This window comes from Desulfotignum phosphitoxidans DSM 13687 (assembly GCF_000350545.1).
Taxonomy (GTDB): domain Bacteria; phylum Desulfobacterota; class Desulfobacteria; order Desulfobacterales; family Desulfobacteraceae; genus Desulfotignum; species Desulfotignum phosphitoxidans.
Window position 1 is genome coordinate 517,612 of sequence record NZ_APJX01000002.1, and the last position, 12,536, is coordinate 530,147.

At 48.8% G+C, this 12,536-nt stretch carries 12 protein-coding genes, 1 rRNA gene and 1 other RNA gene; all 14 read left to right on the forward strand.

The window, feature by feature from the left end:
- Positions 1 to 102: 102 nt before the first annotated feature.
- The 14 genes from DPO_RS06920 (at position 103) to DPO_RS06980 (ending at position 12,503) form a co-directional block, all read left to right on the forward strand.
- Positions 103 to 534, forward strand: coding sequence for an ATP synthase F0 subunit B (locus DPO_RS06920; protein ID WP_006965052.1), 432 nt, complete (start codon positions 103 to 105; stop codon positions 532 to 534).
- On the forward strand, positions 531 to 1,124 hold the full coding sequence (atpF, locus tag DPO_RS06925) for a F0F1 ATP synthase subunit B (protein ID WP_006965053.1): 594 nt from the start codon (positions 531 to 533) through the stop codon (positions 1,122 to 1,124). The genes DPO_RS06920 and atpF overlap by 4 nt, the downstream gene beginning before the upstream one ends.
- Complete coding sequence (gene atpH / locus DPO_RS06930; RefSeq protein ID WP_006965054.1) at positions 1,124 to 1,675, forward strand: ATP synthase F1 subunit delta; 552 nt, start codon at positions 1,124 to 1,126, stop codon at positions 1,673 to 1,675. Before atpF ends, atpH begins: the two co-directional genes overlap by 1 nt.
- The gene (gene atpA, locus DPO_RS06935) at positions 1,675 to 3,189 is read left to right on the forward strand and encodes a F0F1 ATP synthase subunit alpha (RefSeq protein ID WP_006965055.1); all 1,515 of its coding nucleotides are present in this window, start codon (positions 1,675 to 1,677) and stop codon (positions 3,187 to 3,189) included. The genes atpH and atpA overlap by 1 nt, the downstream gene beginning before the upstream one ends.
- A gap of 72 nt (positions 3,190 to 3,261) precedes the next feature.
- Positions 3,262 to 4,155 carry an ATP synthase F1 subunit gamma gene (gene atpG / locus DPO_RS06940; protein ID WP_006965056.1) on the forward strand — a complete coding sequence of 298 codons (894 nt, stop codon included), beginning with the start codon at positions 3,262 to 3,264 and terminating at the stop codon, positions 4,153 to 4,155.
- 47 nt (positions 4,156 to 4,202) lie between these two features.
- On the forward strand, positions 4,203 to 5,609 hold the full coding sequence (gene atpD, locus DPO_RS06945) for a F0F1 ATP synthase subunit beta (protein WP_006965057.1): 1,407 nt from the start codon (positions 4,203 to 4,205) through the stop codon (positions 5,607 to 5,609).
- Positions 5,610 to 5,627: 18 nt separating this feature from the next.
- Entirely contained in the window at positions 5,628 to 6,038 is a 411-nt protein-coding gene (locus DPO_RS06950) for a F0F1 ATP synthase subunit epsilon (protein WP_006965058.1), read from the forward strand.
- Between the two features lie 99 nt (positions 6,039 to 6,137).
- The gene (locus tag DPO_RS06955; protein WP_006965059.1) at positions 6,138 to 6,893 is read left to right on the forward strand and encodes a sugar phosphate nucleotidyltransferase; all 756 of its coding nucleotides are present in this window, start codon (positions 6,138 to 6,140) and stop codon (positions 6,891 to 6,893) included.
- A gap of 58 nt (positions 6,894 to 6,951) precedes the next feature.
- Entirely contained in the window at positions 6,952 to 7,194 is a 243-nt protein-coding gene (gene zapB, locus DPO_RS06960) for a cell division protein ZapB (protein ID WP_006965060.1), read from the forward strand.
- Positions 7,195 to 7,242: 48 nt separating this feature from the next.
- Positions 7,243 to 7,533 carry a cell division protein ZapA gene (locus DPO_RS06965; protein WP_006965061.1) on the forward strand — a complete coding sequence of 97 codons (291 nt, stop codon included), beginning with the start codon at positions 7,243 to 7,245 and terminating at the stop codon, positions 7,531 to 7,533.
- 29 nt (positions 7,534 to 7,562) lie between these two features.
- Positions 7,563 to 7,749: non-coding RNA, 6S RNA (ssrS, locus tag DPO_RS24490), on the forward strand.
- 144 nt (positions 7,750 to 7,893) lie between these two features.
- Positions 7,894 to 9,453 (forward strand): ribonuclease Y, encoded by a 1,560-nt coding sequence (gene rny / locus DPO_RS06970; protein ID WP_006965062.1) that lies wholly within the window; start codon positions 7,894 to 7,896, stop codon positions 9,451 to 9,453.
- A gap of 10 nt (positions 9,454 to 9,463) precedes the next feature.
- Positions 9,464 to 10,750, forward strand: a complete 1,287-nt coding sequence (tyrS, locus tag DPO_RS06975) for a tyrosine--tRNA ligase (protein WP_006965063.1) — start codon at positions 9,464 to 9,466, stop codon at positions 10,748 to 10,750.
- Positions 10,751 to 10,927: 177 nt separating this feature from the next.
- A 16S ribosomal RNA gene (locus DPO_RS06980) occupies positions 10,928 to 12,503 on the forward strand.
- Positions 12,504 to 12,536: the final 33 nt, after the last annotated feature.

Sequence of the window (12,536 nt, forward strand, 5' to 3'; positions counted from 1 at the left end):
AGTCACGTTTTTAACGGAATTTGGGCTGTTTTTGCGTAAAAACAGCCGGTAAGATATAAGTAGTTGGTTTTTTTATAATTATTTACTGGCGGAGGGAATTTTATGATAACTGTGATTCCTGATATATCTTTGGTGTATCAGATGATCAATTTCCTGATTCTGCTCTTTGTCCTCAATGTACTGCTGTACAAACCCATTCGCAAGGTGCTGCTGGAAAGAAAAGCAAAGATTCAAGGTCTTGAATCCGGCGTTGAAAAAGCCACTGCGGATCTTGTTTCCCAGGAGGAATCCTACAAGAACGGGTTGCGGCAGGCCAGAAGCGAAGGCTTGAAAGAGAAAGAAGCGTTTGTGGAGGAGGCATCAAAACAGGAACGGGAGATTATCGATCAGATCAATCAGAAGGCTCAGGCCAATCTTGCCCGGATCAAGAAACAGGTGGCGGATGAGACTGAGCAGGCCCGAAAAACTCTGGAAAAAGAGGTGGAGGTGTTTGCCAAAGCCATTGGTGAAAAAATTCTGGGGAGGGCCTTATGATGAAAAAAAACAACTTGAGACGTAAACAGCTCAAAGTGTCAGGGATGATTCTGCTGATTCTCACATCTGCTGTTGCCACGTCATGGGCGGCGTCAGGCCATGGTGAAGTCCACAATTCCTGGTTGGCCATTGATACCTGGAAGACATTGAATTTTGCCGTGCTTGCCATTGCCCTGTTTCTTCTGGGGAGAAAACCGGTGAAAGCTTTTTTCTCCTCCCGGAAAAAAGAGATTGCAGATGAACTGAAAGACCTTGAGCAGAAAAAAGCCGAGGCCGAAAAACAGCTGGCTGAATATCAGGCCCGTTTCAACGATCTGGATCAGGAATCCAGACGGATCATCCAGGATTACATCCAGCAGGGAGAAGAAGCCAAAAAACGGATTATTGCCCAGGCGGAAGCCCAGGCGGAGAAACTGGAAGATATGGCCAAACGGACCATTGAACAGGAGTTCAAATCGGCCAGGATCAAACTCCAGCAGGAAATTTCCTCTTTGGCTGTAGAGCAGGCACAGGACGTTATTCAAAACGCCATTTCATCTGAAGATCAGGAAAAATTGGTGGACGATTATTTGAAAAAGGTGGTGGCATAATGAAAAATTTAGCAGTATCCAGGCGTTATGCCAAAGCATTGATTCTGATCGGTCAGGAAAACGGGCAGGCAGACCTGTATAATGAAGAACTGGAGGCGGTTGTGTCTTTGTTTGATACACAGGAAGGTTTTGAAGCGGCCCTGACCAATCCATTGTACAACAAGAACGACCGGAAGAAAGTATTGGAAGCTGTTCTGGAGGCGGCAAACCTGTCTGTTGTGATGAATTCTTTTCTAAAGTTGCTGTTTGACAAGGGAAGAATCGTTTTTTTAAGAGATATCGCCTCGTATTACAAAAATCTGGCGGATGAACTCAAAGGGATCGTTAAAGCCAGTATTACTTCGGCCACACAATTGTCATCGGACGCTGTGGAAAAAATCCGGGATGCCCTGTCCAAAAGAGTGGGCAAGACGATTGTTTTGAATGTGGAACAGGATCCAAGTCTCATCGGCGGCGTGGTTACCAAAATCGGTGATCTTGTTTTGGATGGCAGCGTGAAAACTCAGCTGATCAATATGAGGGAAACTTTAAAAAAAGGTGAGAGTGTCTAATGGAAATTAAAGCAGAAGAGATAAGCCAGATAATTAAAGATCAGATCAAGGGATTTGACGCAAAGGTTGATCTGAATGAGACCGGTGTGGTTCTGTCTGCCGGTGATGGCATTGCCCGTGTATATGGGTTGGAAAAAGTCAAGGCAATGGAGCTGGTGGAGTTTCCCGGTGGCATTTTAGGCCTTGCGCTGAACCTGGAATCCGACAATGTGGGGATTGCCATCTTAGGGGATGACAAACTCATTAAAGAAGGGGATGTGGTTAAAAGAACCGATCGGATCGCTTCGGTGCCGGTGGGTGAGGCCATGCTGGGCCGGGTGGTCACCACCACAGGGGAGCCCATTGACGGCAAGGGCCCCATCAACTCCGACCATATGATGAACATGGAACTGGTGGCCCCCGGGGTTATCGCCAGAAAATCAGTGCATGAACCCTGTTACACCGGGGCCAAGGCCGTAGACGGCATGACCCCGGTGGGCCGGGGACAAAGGGAGCTGATCATCGGTGACCGCCAGATCGGTAAAACCGCTGTTGCCGTGGATGCCATCATTGCCCAGAAAGACACGGACATGAAATGTATCTATGTGGCCTGCGGTCAGAAAAAATCCACGGTGGCCCAGGTGGTGGCGGCCTTAGAAGAACATGGTGCCATGGAATACACCACCGTGGTAGTGGCATCCGCCTCTGAATCTGCGGCCCTGCAGTATCTGGCCCCCTTTGCCGGATGCGCCATGGGAGAATATTTCAGGGATAAGGGCGAACATGCCCTGATCATTTATGATGACCTGTCCAAGCAGGCCGTGGCTTATCGCCAGGTATCCCTGCTGCTCAGACGTCCGCCCGGACGTGAAGCATTCCCAGGGGATATTTTTTACAACCATTCCCGGCTGCTGGAACGTTCTGCCAAGCTCAGTGATGAAAAAGGGGCCGGTTCTCTGACCGCACTGCCCATCATCGAGACCCAGGAAGGGGATGTGTCCGCATTTATTCCCACCAACGTAATCTCCATCACCGACGGTCAGATCTTTCTGGATAAAGACCTGTTCTTTGCCGGTGTCCGGCCGGCCATTGACGTGGGTCTTTCCGTATCCCGAGTGGGGGGTGCAGCCCAGGTGAAAGCCATGAAACAGGTGGCAGGAACCCTGCGTCTGGATCTGGCCCAGTACCGTGAGCTGGAAGCGTTTGCCGCATTCGGCTCGGATCTGGATGCCGCCACCCAGAGACAGCTGACCCGTGGGGAAAGACTGGTGGAGCTGCTCAAACAGCCCCAGTTTCAGCCACTTCCCATGGAAAAAATGGTAACGGCCCTGTATGCCGGTACCAAGGGCTATATTGACAAGTATCCCAAAGAAGCGGTTTCCAAATATGAAGAAGGGCTTTATACGTTTGTGGAAAACCGGTTTCCTGAAATCTACCAAGGCTTGAAAGAGAAAAAAGAGATCACCTCAGACATTGAAACCAAACTCAAACAAGCCCTGGAAGCCTATGACGAAGAGTTCAAGGACACGATTTAGTTCATATGAACGGTTCTTGAAAACACAATCGTTATAATAATTTGAAATTAATAGGCTTGAAAGGTAGATATAATGGCAACACTCAAAGAAGTAAAATCCAAGATCAGCAGCGTCAAGAAAACAAAGCAGATCACTTCTGCCATGAAAATGGTTGCCACTTCAAGACTGCGGGGCTGTCAGACCAATATGGAGCGGTTCAAGCCCTATGCCTCCAAATTCGCTGAGGTGCTGGGCAGTATTGCCGGCAAATCGGGTTCAGATGTCAGCCCGTTGCTGGTCCCGGCCCAGGAAGTCAAAAAAGTGATCGTGATTCTGTGTACGTCTGATAGAGGGTTGTGCGGCGGTTTTAATATCAATTTGATTGATAAAGCCCGGAAATTCATACAATCAGACTTGCAGGACAAGGACGTGTCTTTTTACTGTTTTGGAAAAAAAGGCCGGGACTGGACCCGAAAATCACCCTATGCCATTGCTGCGGAATACCTGGATGTGGTGGGGGGGAAAATCGATTTTTCAATGGCATCCACTCCGGGACAGCAGTTGATCGACAGTTTTCTTGTGGGAGAAGTGGACGAAGTTTATATCATTTATTCTGAATTTCAGAGCATGGCCAGGCAGGAGCCGTTGATCAAACAGATTCTGCCCATTCCATCACTGACGGATATTGCGAATGAAACTCCCGCGGATGCGGACGGATCATTTCTGCCGGAACATATCTGTGAGCCGTCGTCCGATGTTCTGTTAGGGGAAATGCTGCCCAAGAACGTGTTTATTCAGATTTATGATGCCCTGCTTCAGACCTCCACCAGTGAACATGCCGCACGGATGCGGGCCATGGAAAATGCCACCAAGGCCTGTGAAGACATGGTGCTGGAACTTCAGACCATCTTCAACAAGACGCGTCAGGCTCAGATTACCGGCGAACTTATGGATATTGTCGGTGGTGCGGAAGCGCTCAAGGGATAACAAAATATACCTCACAGTATATAAACAGCTTTATTTAGGAGAAAAAAATGGCTGAAAATATAGGTAGAATAGCACAGGTCATGGGTGCTGTTGTTGACGTTGAATTCACACCCGGCAACCTTCCGGCGGTTCTCACCGCCCTGACCGTCACCAACCCCACCATCGGGGATGAAGAAGACAACCTGGTCATTGAAGTGGCCCAGCATCTGGGGGACAACATGGTCCGGTGCATTGGCATGGATGTCACCGACGGTCTCCAGCGGGGCATGCCGGTCAAAGATACGGGATCGCCCATCATGATGCCTGTGGGTGAAGCCTCTTTGGGGCGGGTATTGAATGTTGTGGGAAAACCCGTGGATGGCCTGGGAGATATTTCCAGGGAAAAAATGATGCCGATCCACAGACATGCCCCCGCATTCATTGAGCAGGATACCTCGGTCCGGGTTCTTGAAACCGGCGTCAAGGTGATCGACCTGCTGGTCCCCTTTCCCCGGGGCGGAAAAATGGGTATGTTCGGTGGTGCCGGTGTGGGCAAAACCGTTATCATGATGGAAATGGTAAACAACATCGCTATGCAGCACGGCGGTATTTCCGTGTTTGGCGGTGTGGGGGAACGGACCCGTGAAGGAAACGACCTGTATCATGAAATGAAAGATTCCGGTGTTCTTCCCAAATGCGCCCTGGTGTATGGCCAGATGACGGAACCCCCGGGAGCCCGTGCCCGGGTGGCCCTGTCCGCTTTGACCTGCGCGGAGTATTTCCGTGATGTGGAAGGCCAGGATGTGCTCTTGTTCATTGACAACATCTTCCGGTTCACACAGGCGGGTTCGGAAGTGTCTGCTACCCTGGGCCGCATGCCGTCTGCCGTGGGGTATCAGCCCACGCTGGCAGTGGACATGGGGGAACTCCAGGAACGCATCACCTCCACGGATAAAGGGTCCATTACCGCGGTTCAGTGTGTTTACGTGCCTGCGGACGACTTGACTGACCCGGCACCGGCCACTACTTTCGCCCATCTGGACGGCACCGTGGTTCTGTCCCGTCAGATTGCTGAGCTGGGGATTTATCCGGCCGTGGATCCGCTGGATTCCACCTCCAGGATTCTGGATGCCGTCTACATTGGTGATGAGCATTATTATGTGGCCCGGGTGGTTCAGCAGACCCTGCAAAAATACAAGGAACTCCAGGACATCATTGCCATTCTCGGTATGGATGAGTTGTCTGATGAGGACAAGATAACGGTCCAGCGGGCCAGAAAACTGCAGAAGTTTTTGTCCCAGCCTTTTCATGTGGCTGAAACGTTCACCGGCATGGCAGGGGTTTTTGTAAAAGTTGAAGATACCGTAAGATCATTTAAAGAAATCATTGAAGGTAAGCATGATGATCTTCCGGAAAATGCGTTTTATATGGTAGGCTCCATTGAAGATGCCATTAAAAAAGCGAAATCTGATTAATTCCCGGAGGTATAGCTCATGGCTGAAAAACTGATGCTTGAAGTGGTGACACCACAGAAAGCGGTGGTCAGCGAAGCAGTTGATACGGTGGTCGCTCCGGGGTCGGAAGGTGAATTCGGCGCCCTGAAGGGACACACCACGTTTCTGACATCCCTGAAAATGGGAACGCTGCGATATAAAAATGACAGTGGAAAAGAACAGCTCCTGTTCATAAATGGTGGGTTTGCGGAAGTTTTGCCGGATAAGGTCACGATTCTGGCCGAATCTGCGGAACGTAATCAGGATATCGATGTGGTCAGGGCTCAAGCCGCCAAAGAACGGGCGGAACAGCGTCTGGCCAATCGGGCTGCCGGCATTGATCTACTGCGGGCAGAGCTGGCACTGCGGCGGGCGATTCACCGGTTGAAAGTGGCGTCTGTCAGTAAGTAGCTGATCTGTTTTTTGTTTTTGACCAGATATAGGGTGCACCCATTGGGCGCACCCTATTTTTTTCTTTAAACGGGGATTCAAAACAAAATAAGGATACTCATGGATGCGGTGAGCGTAATTATTCTGGCTGCTGGCAAGGGGACCCGGATGAATTCAGAACTTCCCAAAGTGCTTCACCCGGTGGCGGGAAAACCCATGGTTCTGCACGTTATCGCCTGCGCCAGGCAGGTGACATCTGATCACCATATCCATGTGGTGGTGGGGCACCAGGCCCGGCAAGTGCAGCAAGCTGTAACGGCCTGTTATCCGGTTAATTTCAGTCTGCAAAAATCGCTTCTGGGAACGGGAGATGCCGTTAAATGTGCGATCCCGGCCCTTGCCCAGGATGTGAAACAAGTTGTCATCCTCTATGGGGATGTGCCTTTGATACAACCTGAAACCGTAGCGGATCTGGTGTCAGTCCATCGATCATCCCGGGCAAAGGTGACGATTCTGGCTGCGGATATGGACAATCCTTCGGGGTATGGGCGTATTATCTGCGATTCGATGAATCGGGTTATTGCCATTCGGGAAGAAGCTGATGCCAGTGCTGAGGAAAAAAAAATCCGCCGGATCAATACGGGTATTTATTGTTTTGACCGGCAGTTTTTAGCCATGGCGCTTGACCAGTTAAAACCGGACAACCTTCAGGCCGAATATTATTTGACGGATGTGGTGGGTATCGCTTCCCAAAAAAATGAGAATGTGGCTGTAAAAGTGTTGAAAGATATCAGTCAGGTTCTGGGTGTAAATACACTGGATGATCTTGAAAAAACAAGAAATCTGCATGGTCACATGCAAAATGAATTGCCTTGACTTTGACAAAAGATTTGATCTATACTGCTGGTAAATTAATTATCGTAGGATTATAAAATTGGGGAATGATCAGATACATAGCACGTTTGATGAAATCGACAAAAAAGTCGATAAATTGCTGGAACGCTGTCGGTCTTTACAAATTGAAAATCAGGACCTGGCTTTACGGATAAAACAACTGGAATCAGACCTGGAAGAAAAAATTCAGACTGAAGCACAGACATCTGAGCAGGAGGCAGTGATTCAAACGAAAATAGACGGGCTTCTGACGAAACTGGATAGTTTTATCCAGTCAGAATGAGTCTGAACAGATTAGGGCCGATGATAAGGTGCCCGTAGAGGGATTTCATTGGATGAAATTATCAAAATTGATCTTTTTGGAGAAGAGTTCAGATTTAAACCGGATGATCAGGTTAAAGATCCGAGCCAGGTTGTCCAATATTTAACTGATTACATCCAGGAGGCAGAAGGCATGGTTCCGAATAAAAATTCAGGAAGAAATAAAATAGCTATTTTGCTTCTTGCTGCCATGAACCTGTCCAAGGATTTTCATGAGTTGAAAATGCAGCACGCTGAACTTGAGAAAGACATGGAGAACAAAATTTCATCATTGATGAAAAAAATCGATAAAGGGTTGTAATGATAAGCAGTTGGATGATAACCATTTAAAACCCCCTGCAATGTGCGTGATTGTACGATAGACTTTGTCCTAACGCATATAGAAAGGGAACTCACACTGATACCGGTGCGCAGGTTCCTCGTCAGTAAGGAAAAGCCTGAAGGTATTAACTGAGTGCCCACTTTTGAACCAATGGTTCAAAGCCTTTAAAACAACACGGCAATTTGCGGGGGCAACTGTTTATTGTTAGCAACATTTTCTGATCCCATCTCATTTGAAATTCCATTCCATTTTATAATCTGCAGTACGGTTTATTAAACACGCAGCACGCTTTTAAAAAAAGGTGTTGATAATTCCATATATGTGAAGGAGACCGGTTGAATGGAAATAGTCCTCTCATTGATTATTGTTTTATTGCTGGAATTGGGAGTTGTCGGCTTTTTCAGGATTAAGAAAAAGTTTTCTCTTGAAAAGCTGAATATTGAAGAAGAGCAGAGGCGGATTATAGAAGCGGCTGAAATCAAAGCGGAAACATTGATCAAAGAAGCCCAGCTCGAAGCGAAATCCCGACTTTTGGAAATGAAGGGCAGTTTTGACGCTGAGACCCAGGAAACGCGTGAAGAATTAAAAAAAGAAGCCCGGCGGCTTTCCAAAAAGAGCGAAAAGCTGGATCAGACAGAAGATCTGTTGATCCAGAAAGAAGCCGAGCTTCATGGCAAAGAAGCAGAAATTAATGAAAAACTGGAAGCCGTCGCCAGTGATGAAGCCTATTACGCCAATCTGGTGGAAGAAACCCGAAAAGAACTGGAAAAGGTTTCCGGCCTGACGCTGGAAGAAGCTAGAGAACTGCTGCTGAAAACCCTGGAAGAAGAAGCTCGGCATGAAGGTGCCAAGCTGGTGAAAAAAATCACCTCAGAAGCCAGAGAGCAGGCGGATAAAGAGGCCAAAAAAATTATATCCACAGCCATCCAGCGGTATGCCGGGGATTTTGTGGCGGAACGTACCGTGTCTGTGGTGCATTTGCCGGGCGATGAAATGAAAGGCCGGATTATCGGAAGAGAAGGCAGAAATATACGGGCATTGGAAGCGGCCACGGGGATTGATCTGATCATTGATGATACCCCTGAAGCGGTCATTCTGTCAGGGTTTAATCCCGTGCGGCGGGAAGTCGCCCGGTTGTCTCTGGAAAAATTGATTTCCGATGGCCGGATTCATCCGGCCAGAATAGAGGATGTGGTGGAACGGGCAGGCAAGGAAGTGGATCTTGCCATCAAGGAAGCCGGTGAACAGGCAGCATTCGATTTAGGGGTTCACGGCATCAATCCGGAATTGATCAAGGTGCTGGGAAAATTGAAATTCCGGACTTCATATGCCCAGAATGTGCTTCAGCATTCTTTTGAAGTGGCATTTCTGGCCGGTGTGATCGCCGCTGAACTGAAATTGGATGTCAAGCTGGCCAAACGGATGGGTCTGCTTCATGATATCGGCAAAGCCATCGATCATGAAGTGGATGGGGCTCATGCCATTATCGGTGCCAAGCTGGCCAAAAAATACGGGGAGCTGGATTGTGTGGTCAATGCCATTGCGGCCCACCACGAAGATCAGATGCCCACGTCTGTGTATGATTATATTGTCCAGGCGGCAGACGCATTGTCCGGGGCCAGACCGGGTGCCAGAAAAGAAAGTCTTGAAAATTATATCAAACGGCTGGAAGACCTTGAAAATATAGCCAATTCGTTTGACGGGGTGGTCAATACCTATGCCATTCAGGCCGGCCGTGAGATTCGTGTGATTACTGAAAGTGGAAAAATCAGTGATGAAGATGCCGTGTTGCTGTCCAGGGAAATCGCCCGGCAGATTGAAGAGAACCTGACATTTCCGGGCCAGGTCAAAGTGGTGGTGATCAGAGAAACCAGAGCCGTTGAGTATACTAAAAAATAGCAGGGAAATCATGAGTGTATTATCAGTTTTAAAAGAGCGGGGGTTCGTTGATGCGGTAACCCATACTGCAGAACTGGAAGAATATCTGGAAAACAACCGGGCCACCTGTTACATCGGATTTGACCCCACGGCCACCAGCCTTCATGTGGGCAGCCTGGTGTGTATCATGGCCCTGGCCCATATGCAGCGGTGCGGACACCGGCCCATTGCTCTGGTGGGGGGCGGGACCGGTCTGATCGGAGACCCGTCCGGGAAAACGGAAATGCGCCAGATCATTACCCAGGAACAGATCGATGAAAACAAAGCCGGGATTCGGGCTCAGTTGTCCAGATTCATTGATTTCAACAATGACCAGGCCCTGTTGCTGGACAATGCCCAGTGGCTGACAAAACTGGAATATATCCCTTTTTTAAGAGATATCGGGCGGCATTTTTCAATCAACCGGATGATCAAGGCGGAAAGTTACAAAGCCCGGATGGACTCAGAAGAAGGACTGACCTTCATTGAGTTCAACTATATGCTGCTTCAGGCGTATGATTTTATGAAACTGGCCCAAAATTATGATGCATTGCTTCAAATGGGCGGCAGTGATCAGTGGGGAAATATTGTGGCAGGGATTGACCTGATTCGAAGAACGCTTGGAAAACAGGCGTTTGGAATTACGTTTCCATTGATCACCACGGCTTCGGGCATCAAAATGGGAAAAACTCATAAAGGTGCGGTATGGCTGGATCCGGACCGGTTTTCTCCGTATGATTATTATCAATTCTGGGTCAATTGCGATGATGCGGATGTGGCCAGATTTTTGGCATTGTTTACATTTCTTCCCATGGATGAAATCAATCATGTCAAAACCCTTGAAGGAGCGGATCTGAATAAAGCCAAGACCATTCTGGCGTATGAAGCCACCAAAATTGCCCATGGGAAAACTCAGGCCCGGGCCGCATTAAAAGCCTCAGCATCGGTTTTCGGAGCCATTGAAGTACCTGATGATTTGCTGCCGGGTTCAACAATTTCCCGGGGCATCCATTCATCCGCGTCTGATGGGGCCGTTCCGACAACACAAATCGATCGAAACGATGTCAACGAAAACGATTTTATCATCGATTTGTTCACCCGGACCGGTCTGTGTACATCCAAATCAGATGCCAGACGTCTGGTAAAGCAAGGCGGTGCTTATTTGAACGGAAGCCGGGTATCTACGATCGATCAAAAGATTGGGGAACTTGATCTGGATCAGGGGGAGATGCTGCTTCGGGCCGGCAAAAAAAAGTACCATAAGATAATTTTAAAATGAGTTAAAAAAGGTTTGACAAACCATTTTTAGACATGTATATTGTTCTGGTTTTTCGGTCACAGAAATTGTGAGCAAAAGCAAAAGAAGTACCCGATGTTTGATCTTTGAAAATTGGTCAGTGATAAAGTTTGAAGCGGGTCTAAAACAAGACCTTAACGAGTTTGTAGTTAAAGGATTTAACTGGAGAGTTTGATCCTGGCTCAGAATGAACGCTGGCGGCGTGCTTAACACATGCAAGTCGAACGAGAAAGGGATTGCTTGCAATCCTGAGTAGAGTGGCGCACGGGTGAGTAACACGTAGATAATCTACCTTCAAGCCCGGGATAACCCTTCGAAAGGATGGCTAATACCGGATGCAGTTTCAGTACACAAGTGCTGAGATGAAAGATTGCCTCTTCTTGAAAGCAATTGTTTGGAGATGAGTTTGCGTACCATTAGCTTGTTGGTGGGGTAAAAGCCTACCAAGGCTGCGATGGTTAGCTGGTCTGAGAGGATGATCAGTCACACTGGAACTGGAACACGGTCCAGACTCCTACGGGAGGCAGCAGTGAGGAATTTTGCGCAATGGGGGAAACCCTGACGCAGCAACGCCGCGTGAGTGAAGAAGGCCCTTGGGTCGTAAAGCTCTGTCAACTGGGAAGAAGTTGTTATTATTTAATAAATGATAGCATTGACGGTACCAGTGGAGGAAGCGCCGGCTAACTCCGTGCCAGCAGCCGCGGTAACACGGGGGGCGCAAGCGTTATTCGGAATTATTGGGCGTAAAGGGCGCGTAGGCGGTTCTGTCGGTCAGATGTGAAAGCCCGGGGCTCAACCCTGGAAGTGCATTTGAAACAGCAGAACTTGAGTACGGGAGAGGAAAGCGGAATTCCTGGTGTAGAGGTGAAATTCGTAGATATCAGGAGGAACACCGATGGCGAAGGCAGCTTTCTGGACCGATACTGACGCTGAGGCGCGAAGGCGTGGGTAGCGAACAGGATTAGATACCCTGGTAGTCCACGCAGTAAACGATGTTCACTAGGTGTAGCGGATATTAAAATCTGCTGTGCCGCAGCTAACGCATTAAGTGAACCGCCTGGGAAGTACGGTCGCAAGACTAAAACTCAAAGGAATTGACGGGGGCCCGCACAAGCGGTGGAGCATGTGGTTTAATTCGACGCAACGCGAAGAACCTTACCTGGGTTTGACATCCTGTGAATCTTCAAGAGATTGAAGAGTGCCTTCGGGAGCACAGAGACAGGTGCTGCATGGCTGTCGTCAGCTCGTGTCGTGAGATGTTTGGTTAAGTCCAGCAACGAGCGCAACCCTTATCGTCAGTTGCCAGCGCGTAATGGCGGGAACTCTGGCGAGACTGCCCCGGTTAACGGGGAGGAAGGTGGGGATGACGTCAAGTCCTCATGGCCCTTATATCCAGGGCTACACACGTGCTACAATGGTAGGTACAAAGGGCAGCGAACCCGCGAGGGTGAGCGAATCCTCAAAGCCTATCTCAGTCCGGATTGGAGTCTGCAACTCGACTCCATGAAGTTGGAATCGCTAGTAATCGCGGATCAGCATGCCGCGGTGAATATGTTCCCGGGCCTTGTACACACCGCCCGTCACACCATGGAAGTTGATTATACCCGACGTCGCTGGGCTAACTTCCCTTTCTTTATAGATTGGGCAGAGGCAGGCGCCTAAGGTATGGTTGATAACTGGGGTGAAGTCGTAACAAGGTAGCCGTTGAGGAATCAGCGGCTGGATCACCTCCTTTCTAAGGAAAGTAAATTAAAGCGCTTTAAGCGGC

Coding starts and splice junctions, on each gene's coding strand:
- DPO_RS06920 (WP_006965052.1), top strand. CDS start 103: ATGATAACTGTGATTCCTGATATATCTTTGGTGTATCAGATGATCAAT.
- atpF (WP_006965053.1), top strand. CDS start 531: ATGATGAAAAAAAACAACTTGAGACGTAAACAGCTCAAAGTGTCAGGG.
- atpH (WP_006965054.1), top strand. CDS start 1,124: ATGAAAAATTTAGCAGTATCCAGGCGTTATGCCAAAGCATTGATTCTG.
- atpA (WP_006965055.1), top strand. CDS start 1,675: ATGGAAATTAAAGCAGAAGAGATAAGCCAGATAATTAAAGATCAGATC.
- atpG (WP_006965056.1), top strand. CDS start 3,262: ATGGCAACACTCAAAGAAGTAAAATCCAAGATCAGCAGCGTCAAGAAA.
- atpD (WP_006965057.1), top strand. CDS start 4,203: ATGGCTGAAAATATAGGTAGAATAGCACAGGTCATGGGTGCTGTTGTT.
- DPO_RS06950 (WP_006965058.1), top strand. CDS start 5,628: ATGGCTGAAAAACTGATGCTTGAAGTGGTGACACCACAGAAAGCGGTG.
- DPO_RS06955 (WP_006965059.1), top strand. CDS start 6,138: ATGGATGCGGTGAGCGTAATTATTCTGGCTGCTGGCAAGGGGACCCGG.
- rny (WP_006965062.1), top strand. CDS start 7,894: ATGGAAATAGTCCTCTCATTGATTATTGTTTTATTGCTGGAATTGGGA.
- tyrS (WP_006965063.1), top strand. CDS start 9,464: ATGAGTGTATTATCAGTTTTAAAAGAGCGGGGGTTCGTTGATGCGGTA.